Genomic DNA, 16,171 nt, shown 5'->3' with positions numbered 1-16,171 from the left:
GCTCAGGCCGCCAGGGTCTGGTGGAACTTGTCACCCGAGGCCGGCCAGGGCATCGTCGTGACCTGGGGCTCGGGGCGGGGCTGGCCGGTGGCCGGGGCGGGCTGGGTCGAGACCGCGGGCGCGTCTCCGCCCTCGTTGCCGCCGGAGATCAGGTGGCCGAGGCCGAAGCCGGTGGAGAAGCCCTTGACACCGCCGGTGATGAGCGAGGGGTCGACGGCCTTGCCGAACTTGCCGAGGCCCCAGTTGATCATCTTGGTGCTCATGGGGTTCTTGATCTGGTTCATCATGACCTTGGCGCCGGAGGCCAGTGCCCCCGCTTCCCGGGCCCCGGTGAACAGCGCCTTGCCGCCGGAGATGAGCGCCTTGCCGGCGCCACCGACACCGGGGATCACACCGAGGGCGTCGAGGCCGACCTTCCACATCGGGGCGCCGCCCATCCAGTGGCCGGCCATCGCCGCACCGGCGAACGCGACCGAGCCGGCACCGAGGATCGCCGAGGCGACCTGACCGCCGACGGGGATGACGTTGACGACGATGGCGGCGGCCGCGAGCGCGGCGGAGATCGTGGAGAACAGGTCCGCGTTGTCGATCAGGAAGTTCTTGAAGCCGTCCCAGGCTCCCTTCAGACCGTCCGTGATCTTGTCCCAGACGCTGATGTCCGGCGGCCGGTTGTTCGCGGCCTCGCGAATGGCGTTCTCGGCCTTCGCGGCCTGCTCCTCCCAGTACTTGCGGAGTGCCTCGCCGTCCTGGATGAGGAGCTTGAGGTCGGTCGCGGCGTCCTGGGCGGCCCGGGAGGCGGAGTCGGCCTCCTCCGACAGCGCCTTGGCCTGCTGCTCGGTGAGCTGCTGGAACATCGCGCCCTCGATCTTGACGTTGACCCGGTCGACGTCGGCGTTCTTCTGGTCGAGCCGCTTGCGGGCCTCGACCGCGCGCTCCTCCAGGTTCTTGGCCTGGCGCTGCATGGTCTCCAGTTCGTCGTGCCAGCCCTTGAGCGCCCGGGAGCAGGCGTTCATCGACTCGTGGCCCTGCTGGAGGTACTTGGGCAGCTCGCCGACCTTCTCCTGGAACTTCCTGGCGGCCTCGCCGTCCCAGATGCCGTCCGTCTTGCCGATGCCGACGAGCATCTCGCGCATCTCGTCGAGCTCGTCGCCGACCGTCTTGACGTCGTACGCCAGCGACTGGATCGTGTGCAGGTCACCCTTGGCCGGATTGAACGTCAGTCCGGGCCAGTTGGGATCGTCGAACATCCCCATCGTCTTCTCCCCGTTGTGTGCGTGTTGTCAAAGCGGTGGTGCGGAGGTGGTGCAGCAGTGCTGCGGGCTACTTCTGGCTGAAGCCCTTCTGCAAATCCTGGTCGGTCGACCGGTACGCCTCGAGCGTCTTCTGGAGCCCCTCGTGCAGCTGCTTGGCGCCGTCGGCGATGCGCTTGATGCCGTCACCCCAGTCGTCCTGGAAGCCGTCACAGGCGTTGTCGAGACCGTCCGTGCCCAGGCCCTTGGGACCGACCTTGTTCAGCCGCTCCTGGGCGCCGCGCATACGGTCGTCCACCTGGTCCAGCCTGTTGATCAGGGTCTTCATACGATCGACATCGATCTGGAAGTCCGCCATCCCCGTTGCCTCCCCGTAGCGTCATCGGTGATCGCCGGTCAGACTATCGGAGCAGCAACTTCCGGCCTACCTGGCGGTGTTCGCTGTCGCCAATTTGTGGCATGCGCACGCTCAGGCGCGGTCCCATACGTGCAGGACGGCCTGGGCGTAGGCGAGGCGGGGGTCCAGACGCGGTGAGGCGAGGCGGTACTTGCGGCCTGTCTGGTACTCGATCACGGGGTCCGGCTCACCGTCCCGGCGCCACCGGGTCCAGGTCGGCGGCTCCAGCTCCCAGGCGGCTTCCTTCTTCGCCTCACCCTTCTCGCCGAGCAGCAGCCAGAGCGCTCCCTGCGCCGACATGACCGCCCAGCACAGGAAGTAGATCGGGGAGATCAGGACGAACACCGTCCACGCCTTGCCGGTCCCCACCTCGCCGGCCAGCGGCCCCTCTCCCTGGGCGGGCCGCACGCTCCACCGCACCCGGCGCGGCCACGGCAGCGTCCGGCCACCGCGCCGGGTGATCCGGCCGAGCGGGACGCCGTCACCGCCGTAAACCTCGTAGACACCGTCGCCGACGGACCGTACGGAAGCGAGCGGTTCGCCGTTCGGGCCGCTGAGGGTGAACGGCGGCCGGCTCTGGCGGCCGCCCTTCGGGGCGTCCTGGGGGACGTGGACGTACGCCAGCGGCGGGCCCTGGGGACCGGGGCCGGCCTGCTGGACGGTGGTGGCCGGCTCCCCCGGTGCGGCCTTGTCGTATCTGCGCAGTCTCTTGTTGGGGACGTGGATCACGGTCTCCGCAGGACCGGGCGCCTGGCCGTACGGCCCCGGTTGCTGAGCCTGCGGGGCCCATTCCTGGCTGCTGTGGTTCATGGCCGCCCAACTGTCGGTCCGGTTGACGTTGACGGTCGACAGACTCTCAAAAGTGGGTCGGCGATGTCGCGGGGTGGTCGGCGTCGGCGGGGCCGCGGCCGACTTGTCCACAGAACTTCCACACCACGCACCCGAAGGTGTACGGCCCCTGCCGGATCAGCCCTCGGTACGGCGGGCCTGCCACAGATCGCGCAGCAGGGCGATCTCCGCCATGTGGTGGATGAGTTCCAGGTTGGAGCCCCACAGCGTGGCGATGTACGGCTCGTCCGGGGCGGAGCCGTAGGGGTACTGGGAGAAGCCGATGGTGTCGAGCTGTTCCTCCGTCACCTTGCCGACGGCCTCCCGCCAGCGGTCGAGCAGGGACCAGAAGCGTTCCTGGGCGAGGGAGGCGGAGGGGGTGAAGTCGACCAACTGGTGCGGATCCGTGCGGCGTTCACCGAAGGTCCACTCCCATTCGCCGGCGAAGCAGGAGTGGAGGTGGGCGAGTCGCCACGCGATGGTGGTGACCGGGCTGATGTCGGGTTCCACGGGGCCGGTGTGCGCGAGGACCTCCTCGACCCGCTCGACGCTCACGCTCCAGTCCTCGGCGATCTTGGCGACGCTCATGCCGTCGGCGGCCTGCCGGGCGACCTCGGCGTACTCACCCGACGGGATGTCCGGGGCGCCCTTGTCGATGACCCACTCGCCGGGACCGTAGGCCCGAGGTGTCACCGCCTCGCCGCGGCGCCGGATCGACCAGCAGCCGGGAACCGGCTCCCAGAGGTACTCCTCGTCGCCGAGCCCTTCGAGCCGTACCTGCGCCCGCTCCCTCACGCAGTCGAACTGGTCCAGCAGTACGCCCAGTCGGTCGGTCCGTATGCGTCCCGTCTCCATGCCCCGGCTCCCCTCGCCCTCATGTCCTGGCGGAGGCTAACCGCCCGCCGGCGAGAGCGCGACGGATTTCCGCGCCCTTCGGTTCCGTTCGGAAAGGTCTGCGCCAACTGGGCTTCAGTTCAAGTCAAGTGACACCGGATCAACTTGTTCACAAGATTCGATCAAAGTTACGTTGCCCCGAGAAACTTTCGAACGGGGGTCCCTGTGGGTGTAGTCCTGCCGAGCGAGCTGGATGCGGCCCTGGACCTGATAGGCATCAGCTGGCCCAATGTCGACGAGGACGACTACCGCGACATGGCCCAGGCCATGCGGGAGTTCGCCGACGACATCGACGACGGCGCCGCGGACGCGCACCAGGCGATCACCGACCTGGTCGGCGGCAACGAAGGCCTCGCGATCCAGGCGCTCGAGAGGCACTGGGATCTCGTCAAGGGCAAGCACCTGACCAACCTCGCCGACGCGGGCCGGGTGGCGGCGACCGCGCTGGACGCGGTCGCCGTACTGATCGAGGGCGCGAAGATCGCCGCGATCGCCCAACTCGGCATCCTCGCGGCCGAGATCGCGGCCGCCATCGCCGCCGCCCCGCTCACCTTCGGCCTGTCCACCCTCGGCGGTGTCGCGGGCACGCAGGTCACCCGGATCGCGGTGAAGCGCATCTTCGAGGAGGTGTGCGAGGAGATCGCCGGGCGGATCATGGAGGTCGCGATGGGCCCGGTCTTCCAGGCCCTCGGCGCGATGGCGGGCGACCTCGTGGTGCAGATCGGCGGCAACGCCCTCGGCACGCAGAACGGCGTCGACCTCGGCCAGACCGCGAAGGCCGGCGAGAAGGGTCTGGGCGAGGGCGTCGACACCCTCAAGTCGGGCGGGATGCAGCTGGCCAGCGCGGGTGGCGGCGGCGGTTCCATGCAGCTGGCCGGTGCGGGCGGGGACGGCGGGTCGAGCGGCGGCGGAGGCGGCGGCGGCGGCGGTCAGTTCAGCATGGACCTCGACTCCTACGACCGCGCGAGCAACGGCCTCAAGGGCGCGGGCGGCAAGATCCGCGACGGGGCCGGCACCAAGCTGTCCCGCGCGAAGTCCTCGCACGGCCGTGCCCGGGGCAAGGACCCCCTCACCAACCTCCTCGACCCCATGGTGGACGAGGTCATGGAGGGCATCGGCAAGGGCGTCAAGCGTTCGGCCGCCCACCTCGACGAGAGCATGACCGGTGGCCTCAAGCAGATGGCCAAGCGGCACAAGGACAACGACGACGGCATAGCGACGGAACTCCAGGGCCTCACCAAGTCGCCGGGCCGCGACATCCCCGTCTACCACCTCGACGACAAGGGCAAGGTCACCCGGATCACCTCGGCGGGGCACCACGATCTCACCGACGACGACCGCACCCGCCTGACCTCACTGAACCTCCAGGGGGACACCGTCCCCGAGCGGAAGGCGGGCAACTATCCGCTGCCCAAGGGCAAGCGGGAGAGCAAACCGTCGCAGCAGGTAGCCTTCGGTAGCACTGATCTCTCGCAGGCCACCAGGACGGCCCGCCAGGCCAACGGTGACTACGGAAGGACGTCGAAGGGGAAGTTCTCCAGCCGGAACTACGCCGCAGGCCGGTACGGAAAGCCGGGGGACGACGACGAGTTCATCATCGTCGGCCGCAGCAAATGGCCCGCGTCGCATTCGGAACGGCAGGTGGGGATACCGTTCCTCAATGCCGGGACCAAGGACCGGCTGACCGAGCTCTACACCGAACGAGAACCGTGCACGACCGGAAAAGGCGCGCAGAACTGCAGCGCCTGGATGTCGGAGTACCTCCCGAAGGACGTCCGCGTCTCCCATACCGTCGAATACGGCGACACACCGGATTCGAAGCAGAAGGGCAACGACGCGATGGAGAAGTACCTGAACGGCATGAACCCGAAGAAGAGGTAGCAACAGCACATGCCCCCGCTCGTCGACCACGCGATGATGGAGTCGGTCTTTCCCGCCGAGGAGATCGAGACGTGGCAGGAGGAGAAACTCCCCGCCGGACTCCACGCCTCGGCGCGCACGGTCCTGACCGAGGTCGGACTCCCGCACGACCGCAGCTCCTTCTTCCTCCTGGACGGCGCGCTCTTCGAGGGCGAGGACACCCCGGCAGCATTCCGCCGCTGCGCGGAACTGGAGCACTTCTCCGAGTACGAGGACATGCCGGAGGGCTGGGAGAAGTGGCTCGTCATCGGTGAGATCTTCTACGACGTCGTCGTGCTGGACCCCGAGTCCGGCACGGTGTACTGCCTGCCCGACGGCGAATACCGGGCCCTTCCGCTGAACCGCAGCCTCGATTCCTTCGCCTATTTCACGTATCTCCTCCAGCTGGAGCGCCCCAAGTACGACTACTCGGTGTCCGAGGACGTCGACGAATCCGAGGATGTGGCGATTTCTCTGCGGGAGCGGATGATCGAGGCCGACCCGTTGCCTTTCGCGGGCGTGGAGCCCGCCTGGTCGGAGGAGTTCGACTGGGATGACGAGGACGCCCCCCGCCTGCCCCCGTGGGATGCTGTGCTTTCGAACGTGTACGAGTCGATCGACTAGGCGGAATCACCCATGACAGCCCCTGCGGACCTTCTTCGCGATGTCGGCATTCCGGCCCGCCCGAATCCCTGGTTCGACCTCGTGGACGGAACTCCGGAACAGGTCAGGACGCTCGGCGAGGCCTACGACGACCTCCGCGAGCGGTGGACGGACCTGCCCGAGGGTGCCGGGGGCTGGCTTCTGCTGGGCATGGCGCCCTATGACGACATCGCCCTCGACGGGGTCTCCGGGGTCATGCACTGCCTTCATGTCGCCGAACCCGAGGCGAGGTAATGGCGATGAATGACAGCGCGAGGAATGACAGCGGTGTTCGGCGCATCGGGGAGATCACCCTTCCGCTGACCGTCGGCCCGTATTTCACGACGGCCGCGTCCGACCCCGTTCCGTTGCAGGACTTCGCCCAGTCCGTCGGGCGTACGGTCGTGCTGGAGGAATGCCGGGAGTGGGCGCGGTTCGGGTCCGACCGCGGGTTCGAGATCTGTGCCGATCAGGAGGGCGTCGTACGCGCCGTGCTCCTCGACTGGACCGAGGAGTCGCGGTTCGTCAACGGGACCGCGGAGGCCTTCGCCCGGTCGCTCACCGCGCTCGAACAGGGCCTCGCCCAGATCCTCGGCACCGACGAGCCGCAGGAGGCCGGCGCCGCGTACGCGGAGCTGGAGCAGCGGCTGCGGACCATCGACCCAGGGGCGTTCGAGGGGCGGGAGCACTGGTGGCCCCTCGTCCTGGACGACATCCGGGACACCGCGGGCGCGGAGTGGTTCACCGCCTTCGAGATCGTCAACGACCAGGGCGAGAAGCAGATCGTCACGCAGGCCGGTGACATCGGTGTGCACCCGGAGGAGCGGCTGTGGGCCCGGCTGCGGGCCGCGGGCGTGGAGCCGCAGCAAGTCCTGCGCATCCACACCGAGTTGGAGGCCTGCTTCATGCCGGGCCACTACTGCTCGCTGTGGCTCGGCCAGGTCTTCCCCGACGCTCAGCTGACGCACAACTTCCCCTACGGCGAGACGGCCGAGTCCCGCGCCGAGGGCATCCGGCAACTGCGTGAGGCAGCGGCCCAGCAGCCGCAGTGAAGGGGATCCAGCACACCATGACCGCCGGTACGACCGTCACGCCGGACATCACCTCCTGGCCGCCGCTGGACGAGGAGAAGCGGGCCCAGGGGCGGCGGTTGCTCGACTGGGCGACCGCCGGCGAAGGGCCCCGGCTGTGTCTGGTGCGGGGGGCAGGGGGCAGCGGCAAGAGCGCTCTGCTCGCCTGGCTGCTGGCCGGGACCGTCGGCCGGCCAGGACTCACGGTCCACGCCACCGTGCCGTCCGAGGGGCTGACCACCGAGAGCTTCGCGTGGGAGCTGGGCCGCCAGCTCGGCTACGGCCCCCTCTCCCCCGACCGCCTGCTCGACCAAGTCGCCGCGGACGAACGGCCGTTGCTGCTGCTCGTCCCCGATCTGCACCGGGCGGGAGCGGGGCCCGCGGATCTGCCGTCGGCCGCGCCGGAGACCTTGGTCGCGGAGTTGCTGGAGCCGCTCCTGGCTCTTCCCCATCTGCGGGCGGCCGTTGAGGTCGGGGCGTCGGGGTTGCTGGCCGGGCACGGCGGTGCCGAGGTCGTGGACCTGGGTGAAGGCGGCGGTGACGGCGACGGCGACGGGACCGGACAGTCTTCGTACGTCTCGTACATCTCGTCCGTCTCGTCCGTCTCATACGTCGATCTCGTGGCCGCGGTCCCGCGCACCGTCGACGGCCGCCCGGACTGGTCCCAGGCACCCGCCCCCGTGCTCCGCCGCATCCTCGACGCGGCGCTGCGCACCGATGACCAAGGGGCCGCCGTTCGCGGCCTGTTGGCCGACCCGGGGTTCCTGGTGCACGGCTCGGCCACCGCGCTCACGGCCACCCTCGCCGACGAGCGCATCCCCGTGCCCGGGCGACTGCGCGAGGTGTGGCGGCGGGCCGCCCCGGAACTGACGGCGTATCACACCGACAGCGCCGAACGGGCCGCCCTGCTGCACGCAGCCGCGGCCGCCACGGACCCGGGCCTCGCCGAGTACCTGCGTCCGCTCGCCGGACAGCACTGGTGGTCCACGGTGTGGGGCCGCCCGGACCTCTCCGTGAGCGCGCTCGCTTTGGTGCCGGGTGTGGAGGGACGGCTGCTGGCGGCCGAGCGGACGGGGCGGCTGGGGACGTATGACGTGGGAAGCGGGGCGATGTCCGGCATCAGCGGGCCGTCCCTCGACACGTCACCCGGCGTCTCCGACGCGAGCAGGGCGTCCGGCGTCTCCGCCGGGGCCACCGCGTGGTTCGGCCACCCCGCTGTCGTACGACCGCGCTCCCTCGCCGCTCGGGACGCCCGCTCGGCGCTGCTGCTCGACGGGTCCGACGCGCTGCTGCCGCTCGTGACCGACGACGACCCGACCACCGCGTTCGCGCTCGGGCGCATCGCCGAGCACCATGGTTCGGCCGCGCTCGCCGGGGAGGAGTCGCTGGTCACCGCGCTCGGTGGCGGTGGCATCCGGTCGCCGTACGCGATCGTCGGCGACCGGGGCGGCACGGTGCACGTGTGGTCCCTGGGCGAGTACCAGGACGTCCCGCGCTCCTACCGGGTGCACGAACAGCCGGTCACGGCCGCCACCTGCGTCGACACCGCCGACGGGCTGACGCTCACCTTCACGGCCGGGGCGGACGGCTCGGTGCGGCTGTGGGAGACCTCGGCCGAGCCGATGCCGGTGCCGGTGCAGCAGCGCCCATACCGGACCACCGCGCTCGCCGCGGCGGACACCCCCGCGGGTCCCGTGCTCGCCGTGGCGTGGAACGACGGCGAGCTGCATCTGTGGCACGTGTTCTCCGGCAGGGTGCGGGTGCTGCCCTGGCTGCGGGGGTGCGACGCGCTCGCTCTGACCCCTGATGGACTGCTGGTCATCGCCGACCCCGGGGGGCTCTCCGCCGTACGGCTGCGGCTGGACGTCCTCTGGGAGCAGTGAGGTGCCCTGCCCGCTGGCCGAAGGGGCAGGCGGTCGCTGACGCCTTCGGCTCGCGGGCGGCGTAAGGGCCCTGTTCACCGGCTCCCTTGAAGCCCCTGAGCCGCCGTCCCGGGATCCATGCTCGCCACCCCCTGCACGGTGAAGCCGACGCCCGGAGCGAGCACGCCCGCCACGGCGGTCCACCATCGCCAGGCTCCGCTGTCCGGGACGAGCAGCAGGGTGGCCAGGCAGCCGAACGCCACAGCGAACCCCGCAACTCCCGGCAGAGAGGCGGTCACCAGCCAACCCGCTCCGAGGTCCAACAACCTGACCCGCCGTTCGGGGTCCGGCTGCGCTGGATCGGTGAGATCCTGCGCCACGGCCTCCTCGGCCACGCGGACCGGGACGGCGCCGGGCAGTTGCCAGCCGTCGTCGCCCACCAACTCGGCAAGGACGTCACGGCCTCGGCGTTGACGGGGATGCCAGAGCAGCAGGCCCCGCGCGCCGGACAGGACTTCGCCCGCTGCCTCGGTTCCCATCTGGGAGTGGAAGGGGATCGTGTGACCGCGGCATTCCAGCACGAGGCATTGCAACCGGCGAGTGTTCTCCCGGCGCTTCTTCTCGTCGACAGCCTCGGGACTTCCTGGCAAAGGCACTTCGGTGTGCTCTTCGGTGCCGGTGCCGGTGCCGGTGACGGTGACGCGCATGGTGCGCCAGTCCGTGGTGACCGTGCGGGAGGGCCGACGGACGCTTCCGGTCAGGGCCCAGCCCACGGTCGCGGCGAGAGTCGCCAGTAGCCACAGAGGTCCGATCACCCACACGCTTGCGAACTCCACCGCACGCCCGTCGAGTTGACGCTGCACCTCAGCGAGCTGATCGTCGCCGATGGCGCCGAGCTCGGGCCGCTCCGGTACGGACGCCACGTACAGCTCGCTACCGATCCCCTGGCGCCGGTTGGTGTCTGCCCGGAAGGTCGCGGGCACGCTGCTGCCTCCGGCCGATGCGGGAAGCAGGACGGTGTAGTCGGCTGTCGCGGAGGAGCGGTGACTGGTGCCCGCGTCCTGGTTCTCGATCTTCACGATGGGACGCCGTTCGATCACCGCGCCTTCGCGGGCCAGCGCCGCGCTCAGGCCTGTTCCTCGCGCATCCGATGCGGCGAGCATCACCCAGAGAGCCATCAGAGTGAGGGAAGTGACCACCGCGCCGCCGTAACGGATCGTCAGCCAGCGTGTGCCATCCATCCGCTGGGGCACGGTGCCGTCGCCGCTTCCCGGCGACGCCGAGGCCGCCCGGACCGCCCATCCGTAGGTCTCACCGCGGCGCCGACCGCCGTCGCGCAGCACGGCCATCGCCCAGATGACCAGGGACGCGGCGAGCAGAGACACTGAGAACCACAGGACAGCCGTGCGCACCGGTGCTCCCAGGAACAGCCAGGCGGTGGTCAGCGCCACAAGGGCGAGCGGGACGGCCACGGTGACGAACCTCCCGCAGAGCTGGTAAGCACGGATGTCGGTCACGGCCTTGTCGACGGTCCACTCGCTACTCATCCGAACGCCCCATAACGCCGTGGGTCGGGCCGATCCCGCAAGGCCCGCGCACTGTCACGGGCTCTCCTGCTGGTGTCGTCGGCCGCACCGGGTCGGTCCTCCTTGTCGTCGGCGTTGGGATCTCCGTTGACCGCCGCGTCACCGTGTTTGGACAGGTTGCCGCTCGCACCGAGCGCGATGCCGACAGGAACGTTGGTGGCGACATCACCCGTCAGGCTTCGCGCCGCCGAAAGGGTTCGCCCGTCCGTGGCCCGGTGAACAGCCACGCTCCCCGCTCCCCCGGTGAGACCTCCGGCAACCGCTCCGAACGCCATCTGCGAGCCGTCGAACCGGTCCCCGCTCCGCAGGTTGTTGACGGTGTCGCCGGCGACGGAGGAGAAGGCGCCCACAGCCACGCCGTCGACAGCATTGGCGACCACACCTCCGCCGAGCTGCGAAGCCAAGCGACCCGCGACGAACCTGCCGCCGAGGGCTCCCAGAACGCCGTTGACCGCGTTGCTCCTTAAGTCGGCGTCATCGCCGGTGGCCACATTCGTCGCGACACCGGCCCCGGTCCCGGCGGCCCACTGGAGACCCAGTTCGACGCCCAGCCTCAGCCACTTACTGTTCCTCACCGTCGTGCGAATGGTCTGGAACATTCGGGCCGCAGCGGCCAGCAAGCGCCCCAACCTCGTGGCCGCCTCCACGGCCTGCGCACCCAAGCGCACCGCATTCGCCGCCCCGGCGGCCGCCGAGAACCCGACAGTGACGAAGGAGAGCAACACGGACGCACCGATCGAGACCCCGATCTCGAGGTAGATCTGATGAATCTCGTCATTGATCTCCTCAATGTCGTCGGCCGCCTTCTCAAGCCCTCTCGCGGCCTGTTCGAAGAGCGGCAAGGTCGCCTCGACCGCCTTTCCGACATTCCGCCAGTACGCGTGGAAGGCTTCGGCCGAATCTCCCCGCCAGTGCTCACCGAGGACACCTCGCACCCTCCGGTCGAGCCCGCCGTACGCCTCCTCCAGCTCCTCCCCCATGGTCCGCCACCCCCTGGCCGCCGCACGCAGCACATCGGGACGGCCACCGGGATTCACGACCTCGATCCCGGCTTCGTAGACCTTTTCGGCGACGCTCTCCTCGCTCAACTCTTCCCGCCCCCGAACAGCCCGGCGAGGGCGTCGTCCGCCGCTTCGGAGTTCTTCGCGTTGTCCCGTACGGCCTGACTCACCGCATCGAACTGCCGAGCCAGATTCCCCAATGCCTCGACCATCCCGGCGGCCAAGTCGACGTAGGCCGACGTGACCTCTTCCGACTCCGTCAGAAACCCGAACCCGTCATGGATCGGCTCCGCCCCCGTCGTACGCTCGAACGCCTCGACCGCAATCGCCAGGTCATGGGCGCGCGTGTCGAACGCGCGTGCCAGCTGCCCCAGTTCCCGCGCATCCAAGTAGAAGTTCCCAGCCATACGCAGCTCCTGCTCCCCGTCCTCCGAGATCTTGACGTGCACTTCCGCAACCACGCACCGACCGAAGAGTCACGGGTTGCACACGATGGAAGGACGGAGTCAACGCAGTGCGGGCAAGCGCCCATTGCGGAGAACGCGCGCGGTGAGGCTACGTCCGCGATCGCCCCCTGCTTCGACACCGACAGCACTATCCCGCCATGGGGGGAGTCGGCGGCCGACCCGTCGACGAGGCGGGTCGCACACGGCGGGGTACGGTCACGCGGAGGAGGCGAACTGGCCCACAAGGCGAGTTGGTTCAGTGCCGGCGACCGCGACCGCAGCCCTGCGAGGGGCAACGTGCCGAGTCGCCAGAGCACCACGAAAGCCCGGCGGTGCCCCTGATCAGGAGCGCAGAGCCGCCGGTGCGCCGCAGCCGTGCCGAGCCGCCGACTCCTGCGCGAAGTGGGCCAGATCCGCCCGCTCCTTCTCGGTGAGCGGGTCCGAGGTGAGCTTCCGGTCGCTGCCCTGGACCGGCGTGGCGTGGTAGTAGCCGACGCCCAGCGCGCCCTGGCACGTGGCCGACGTCCAGGCCGTGGTGCTGTCGACCCCCGAAGGCGTCTCGTGACCGCCGTACTTGCCGTTGACGACGGCGTCCGACGCATCGCTGAAGGGCCCGTACGCGGCGACGAGTCGCAGGTCACCGCCGAGGACGCACTCCTCGACCGGCGACTTCGCGGCGTCGGTCTCGCGCACGGTCGGCGCGGAGGTCATCCCCTCGCAGGTCCCCGTGGCGGCCCCGGCCGACACCGTGCGGGCGCCTGCCGCCGGAGCGGTCAGCTTGCCCGCCTCTCCCGGTTCGGACTCACAGCCGGTCTTGTCAGCCGCCCGCTGCGCCGTCTCCACGGCGGTCCGGGCGAGCTTGAGGCGTACGGACTCGGTGACTTCGACGTCGTACGGCGAATCTGCCGTCACGAGGATTCCGCTGCCCTCCTTCGGTGTCCAGTTCTTGCAGCTGAGGAGCACCGATGCCGTCGACTCCTCGTTCTTGTCGACCATGAGCCCCTGCCACCCGCCGTTCAGGGGTACGGGAGTGGCCTTCTCGTTGTCCTGGTAGGCGCCGTACGCGTTCATGGCGCCGGCCGTGGTCTCGATGGCGATGTCGATGCCGTCGACCGCGCACCGCGTCGCCAGACCGGCCGTCTCGGTCACGTCGTGCGCCACGTCGAACTGCCAGCTGGACACGTCGAATCCCAGACCGAGCAGGGAGAGCTTGGACTTTCCCGCGAGATCCAGGACCGAGCCGACGGGCAGCATGCCGCTGCACGCCCGCGCGGTCCTGGCCGCCGGGTACTGGAGTTGGAATCCGTAGTACCCGGCGCCCAGCAGGGCGAGAGCCACCACAGAACCGGTCAGTCGACGTCGGCCATTCCCACCTCGGAGGCGCCGGAGGAGTCGGCCATCAAGAGCCCTGCCACCTTCAGCCACCCGAAGGGCCCGGAGAGGCCGGTTCCGACGGCGTTGCCGAGGGAGCCGCCGAGCACTTGAAGACATCGTCACCGAGATAGCTCGTGGCGATGGTCAGGGCAGAGACGAACGCATTGGTCAGCGCGTCGTCGAGAGTCCGCGCCGGCGGCGGCTCCTTCACCTCGATCTCAAGCATTGCGTGATCGCTCGTCTTCTTTCCCGGAATGGCACAGGGCAGAGCCAGCCACGCCCGGTTCTGGTTCACGTTTCCCTTGGCCACCCGCACCTTGGTCGTCTCCAGGAATCCGGTAGCCGACCCCACCTTGAAGGTCTTGACGGTAGAGGGGCCCGGAGACCTGTACCTGTCGAGGTTGTCGATGGTGTCCGAGTGAAAGAGATAGTCGACAACCACGGCGTGCTTCTTGCCGTAGACCGAGCAAGACCCGGCAGCAGTCCACTTAGTGGGCGAGAACTTGTCGACGTCCTCCTCGGTGACGCCGTCGTCGCCGACCAGCGTCTGGAAGGCCTCTCCGTCGAGCTTGCCGCCGCACACCGGCTTACTCTCGTCGTTCGTCTGCTTGTCCGAACTGCTGCAACCTGCCACGGCCAGCAAGGCAACGGCGACTGCGATCAGGTTTCGAGTTCTCCGAGGAGCGCGTGACAGCACAGCAATCATCGTCCGTTCACTGAGGAGTTCCAGGTGGCGCCCGCCGTATGGCCCGACTTCGCGGCCTGCTCCACGGAGCCGGCCAGCTGGCTGAGGTCGTCGTCCGACATGTGCCGACCCGAGTGTTCGACGGCTTCCCTCACCGATTCAGCACTGGACTTGCCGACCGCAGTCCAGCCTTCGGCGTACTTGTTAGCCGCTTCCCGCTTGGCCTCATCCGTGGTGTCTTGTTGAACTTGTTCCACCACCATTGCTTGGACATCCTCGACAGCCCAGCCGGCAATCGTTCCCACGATCGGTGCGGCCGTCCCTGTCGCCGCCCCGACCGCCATACCAAGACCACGTCCGACCCACTTGTCACCGTTGGCCACGGCGTCGTTGAAGTCCTTGTCGGAGGCGGAGTGCTCCTCGAAAATGGCCTGATCGCGTGAGTCGCTGAGAAATCCCGCCACGACGCCCCCGGGATAGGTGACATTCTGCATCGCGGCAGTCAGGTTCGACGGGTCTCCCTTGGCCACCTCCTGCATCCAAATGGCCGTGTTGGCCTTGGACGCCTCAGTGATCGCGACATAGGCGTCGGGATCCCGCCCGACCGTGGAGATGAACGGCTCCAGGGTGCCCATGTCGAGGTGGGCATCCGCCCCGAAAGGCTTGATCGTGCCCTGTTCGTTGGCGATGGAAGCCTGCACGTCCGCCATGTACTCCGCCGTCATGTTGCCCAGGCTGTCGCGGAGCGCGTCGCGGCCGGAGTCACTGGCGAGGTTGGGATCGCCGCCGATGGTGTCGACCACTTCCTTCATCAGGGCCGCGCGCTCGGCGGTGTGCTTCACGGGAGCACCGTCGTCGTCGAAGGCACGGCCCGAGGTGGCGGATTCCATGGCGTGGCCGAGGTTGTTGTACCCACTGGGGTTGGCGGGGTCACCGGTGTACCCCGGCCCCTCGGGCCAGTGGCGGTCCTTGAGCAGGTAGTCGAGGTGGTCCACCTTCTCGCCGTCGATGGTGGCGTCGGAGGTGAGGAACTCTGTGGAGGCGTCGGGGTTGTGCCCCAGAGCGTCCATGAAGCCGGTCATCGGGTCGAGCGCCCCGATGTTCGTCGAGCCCAGTGTCCGCGGGTACCCCCAGTAGGCATCCGGGTTCTGCCCGCCGTTGGCGCCGTTCTTCTCCGCGGTGATCAGCGCGTCGCCGTAGTCCTGGAGGAAGTCCTTGTCCCACTTGCCCTCGCTCATCAGGCTGCTGGTGAGCTGGTAGCCGCTGAGGCCGTACGGCGACTCGGTGGGGTTGGCGTTGAAGTCCCGCTGGCCCGCCTTGAGGAGGTCGTTCTGGAACTTGGTGATCTCGGGGTCGGGGCCGCCCTTGCGGTGGTCGTCCGAGGTGGTGGCCGTACCGATGGTGGTGCCCAAGTTCGCCTTGAGCTCCTTGAGTTGAGCCAGCTGTGCCTTGGAGAGCGTGGTGCCGGCCGGTGGGCTCATGAGCTCGTTGTACTTGCTGAGCATGTTCTCGCCGCCGGTCTTGACCGCGAACTCCCGTGAGAACTCAGGGTCGTTCCTGTTGGCGGAGAGAAGCAGGTTCAGTTTGGTGATCTCGGCGTCGGTGAGACGGCCCTTCTTGTTCATCAGCGCGGACGCCTGGTCGGCCTCGACGGCGTCGAGCGTGGTGTAGACGCTGGTGTTGAAGGACTGGTTGTCGCCGTTGGCGTCGCGCTCCAGAGCCGAACTGGCGGCCTCGTCGGCGGCGGTGGCCACCTCCAGGACCCGCGTCAGCCGGGAGACGAGCGAGTCCAGCTTCTTCTTGCGCTCCTCGGCGAGGCCCGGCGAGGCGGACGCGGTCGGGCTGTCCTGCCGCGGGTCGACGTCCTCGACGCGGCCGTCGTCGTACACCTTGTAGTGATCGTTGCGGGCCTCGTCGAGCAGCGCGTGCAACTGCTTCTGGGACGCGGCGAATTCGCCGTGCGCGTCCCGCAGCAGCTTGCCGACGCGCTCCGCCTCGGTGGCAGCGTTCTCGTACTCGGTGCGGGCCTTGCCCATGGTGACGAACGCGGCGTCGGCCGCGTCACCGTCCCAGTGACCCTTGAGGTGGTTGACGACCCGCTGCTCGAACTCCCGCTGCAACGCTTCGTACTTGGCCGGCAGAGCCGACCAGGACGCGGCGGCGTCGGCCAGCGGGCCGAGGTCGGCCTTGTCGAGGTAGGGGATGGACACCATGTGCGACTGCTCCTTGTGAAGGGG

At 69.1% G+C, this 16,171-nt stretch carries 15 protein-coding genes; 5 read left to right on the top strand and 10 right to left on the bottom strand.

Going from position 1 to position 16,171, the window contains the following annotated elements; genetic code table 11:
- Nucleotides 1-2: 2 nt before the first annotated feature.
- From AC2XR2_RS32370 to AC2XR2_RS32355, 4 genes are all read right to left on the bottom strand, one after another.
- Nucleotides 3-1,253 carry a putative T7SS-secreted protein gene (locus AC2XR2_RS32370; protein WP_381304697.1) on the bottom strand — a complete coding sequence of 417 codons (1,251 nt, stop codon included), beginning with the start codon at nucleotides 1,251-1,253 and terminating at the stop codon, nucleotides 3-5.
- A gap of 67 nt (nucleotides 1,254-1,320) precedes the next feature.
- Nucleotides 1,321-1,608 (bottom strand): DUF6317 family protein, encoded by a 288-nt coding sequence (locus AC2XR2_RS32365; protein ID WP_381304695.1) that lies wholly within the window; start codon nucleotides 1,606-1,608, stop codon nucleotides 1,321-1,323.
- A gap of 111 nt (nucleotides 1,609-1,719) precedes the next feature.
- Nucleotides 1,720-2,457: a hypothetical protein gene (locus AC2XR2_RS32360; RefSeq protein ID WP_491516966.1), complete on the bottom strand. Its 738-nt coding sequence runs from the start codon at nucleotides 2,455-2,457 to the stop codon at nucleotides 1,720-1,722.
- 156 nt (nucleotides 2,458-2,613) lie between these two features.
- Nucleotides 2,614-3,330, bottom strand: a complete 717-nt coding sequence (locus tag AC2XR2_RS32355; protein WP_381304690.1) for a DinB family protein — start codon at nucleotides 3,328-3,330, stop codon at nucleotides 2,614-2,616.
- A 204-nt stretch (nucleotides 3,331-3,534) separates the two neighbouring features.
- Here AC2XR2_RS32355 and AC2XR2_RS32350 point away from each other — a divergent pair, with 204 nt between their 5' ends.
- From AC2XR2_RS32350 to AC2XR2_RS32330, 5 genes are read left to right on the top strand one after another with little or no spacing between them, the layout of a single operon-like run.
- On the top strand, nucleotides 3,535-5,250 hold the full coding sequence (locus AC2XR2_RS32350; RefSeq protein WP_491516965.1) for a nucleic acid/nucleotide deaminase domain-containing protein: 1,716 nt from the start codon (nucleotides 3,535-3,537) through the stop codon (nucleotides 5,248-5,250).
- Between the two features lie 9 nt (nucleotides 5,251-5,259).
- On the top strand, nucleotides 5,260-5,892 hold the full coding sequence (locus tag AC2XR2_RS32345) for an SUKH-4 family immunity protein (protein ID WP_491516964.1): 633 nt from the start codon (nucleotides 5,260-5,262) through the stop codon (nucleotides 5,890-5,892).
- Nucleotides 5,893-5,904: 12 nt separating this feature from the next.
- Nucleotides 5,905-6,165 (top strand): SUKH-4 family immunity protein, encoded by a 261-nt coding sequence (locus AC2XR2_RS32340; protein WP_491516963.1) that lies wholly within the window; start codon nucleotides 5,905-5,907, stop codon nucleotides 6,163-6,165.
- A gap of 5 nt (nucleotides 6,166-6,170) precedes the next feature.
- Entirely contained in the window at nucleotides 6,171-6,962 is a 792-nt protein-coding gene (locus AC2XR2_RS32335) for a nucleic acid/nucleotide deaminase domain-containing protein (RefSeq protein ID WP_381304678.1), read from the top strand.
- A 17-nt stretch (nucleotides 6,963-6,979) separates the two neighbouring features.
- Nucleotides 6,980-8,863, top strand: a complete 1,884-nt coding sequence (locus AC2XR2_RS32330) for a WD40 repeat domain-containing protein (protein ID WP_491516962.1) — start codon at nucleotides 6,980-6,982, stop codon at nucleotides 8,861-8,863.
- A 74-nt stretch (nucleotides 8,864-8,937) separates the two neighbouring features.
- Here AC2XR2_RS32330 and AC2XR2_RS32325 read toward each other — a convergent pair whose 3' ends face one another.
- The 6 genes from AC2XR2_RS32325 to AC2XR2_RS32300 form a co-directional block, all read right to left on the bottom strand.
- Nucleotides 8,938-10,359 (bottom strand): hypothetical protein, encoded by a 1,422-nt coding sequence (locus tag AC2XR2_RS32325; protein ID WP_491516961.1) that lies wholly within the window; start codon nucleotides 10,357-10,359, stop codon nucleotides 8,938-8,940.
- A 26-nt stretch (nucleotides 10,360-10,385) separates the two neighbouring features.
- On the bottom strand, nucleotides 10,386-11,516 hold the full coding sequence (locus AC2XR2_RS32320; RefSeq protein ID WP_491516960.1) for a WXG100 family type VII secretion target: 1,131 nt from the start codon (nucleotides 11,514-11,516) through the stop codon (nucleotides 10,386-10,388).
- Nucleotides 11,513-11,890, bottom strand: a complete 378-nt coding sequence (locus AC2XR2_RS32315; RefSeq protein WP_491516959.1) for a hypothetical protein — start codon at nucleotides 11,888-11,890, stop codon at nucleotides 11,513-11,515. The genes AC2XR2_RS32320 and AC2XR2_RS32315 overlap by 4 nt, the downstream gene beginning before the upstream one ends.
- Before the next feature lie 327 nt (nucleotides 11,891-12,217).
- The gene (locus AC2XR2_RS32310; protein ID WP_491516958.1) at nucleotides 12,218-13,213 is read right to left on the bottom strand and encodes a hypothetical protein; all 996 of its coding nucleotides are present in this window, start codon (nucleotides 13,211-13,213) and stop codon (nucleotides 12,218-12,220) included.
- A gap of 79 nt (nucleotides 13,214-13,292) precedes the next feature.
- Nucleotides 13,293-13,955, bottom strand: coding sequence for a hypothetical protein (locus AC2XR2_RS32305; protein ID WP_491516957.1), 663 nt, complete (start codon nucleotides 13,953-13,955; stop codon nucleotides 13,293-13,295).
- Nucleotides 13,952-16,147 (bottom strand): DUF6571 family protein, encoded by a 2,196-nt coding sequence (locus tag AC2XR2_RS32300; protein ID WP_491516956.1) that lies wholly within the window; start codon nucleotides 16,145-16,147, stop codon nucleotides 13,952-13,954. The genes AC2XR2_RS32305 and AC2XR2_RS32300 overlap by 4 nt, the downstream gene beginning before the upstream one ends.
- Nucleotides 16,148-16,171 lie beyond the last annotated feature (24 nt).

Source organism: Streptomyces sp. LS-MS-L19 (genome assembly GCF_058382285.1).
The sequence above is the reverse complement of the archived record's forward strand: the minus strand, read 5'-3'. Positions and strand labels throughout refer to the sequence as shown.

Excerpts from the sequence above, each read along its gene's own strand:
- AC2XR2_RS32370 (WP_381304697.1), bottom strand. The coding sequence starts at position 1,253 with ATGGGGATGTTCGACGATCCCAACTGGCCCGGACTGACGTTCAATCCG.
- AC2XR2_RS32365 (WP_381304695.1), bottom strand. The coding sequence starts at position 1,608 with ATGGCGGACTTCCAGATCGATGTCGATCGTATGAAGACCCTGATCAAC.
- AC2XR2_RS32360 (WP_491516966.1), bottom strand. The coding sequence starts at position 2,457 with ATGAACCACAGCAGCCAGGAATGGGCCCCGCAGGCTCAGCAACCGGGG.
- AC2XR2_RS32355 (WP_381304690.1), bottom strand. The coding sequence starts at position 3,330 with ATGGAGACGGGACGCATACGGACCGACCGACTGGGCGTACTGCTGGAC.
- AC2XR2_RS32345 (WP_491516964.1), top strand. The coding sequence starts at position 5,260 with ATGCCCCCGCTCGTCGACCACGCGATGATGGAGTCGGTCTTTCCCGCC.
- AC2XR2_RS32340 (WP_491516963.1), top strand. The coding sequence starts at position 5,905 with ATGACAGCCCCTGCGGACCTTCTTCGCGATGTCGGCATTCCGGCCCGC.
- AC2XR2_RS32335 (WP_381304678.1), top strand. The coding sequence starts at position 6,171 with ATGAATGACAGCGCGAGGAATGACAGCGGTGTTCGGCGCATCGGGGAG.
- AC2XR2_RS32330 (WP_491516962.1), top strand. The coding sequence starts at position 6,980 with ATGACCGCCGGTACGACCGTCACGCCGGACATCACCTCCTGGCCGCCG.
- AC2XR2_RS32305 (WP_491516957.1), bottom strand. The coding sequence starts at position 13,955 with ATGATTGCTGTGCTGTCACGCGCTCCTCGGAGAACTCGAAACCTGATC.
- AC2XR2_RS32300 (WP_491516956.1), bottom strand. The coding sequence starts at position 16,147 with ATGGTGTCCATCCCCTACCTCGACAAGGCCGACCTCGGCCCGCTGGCC.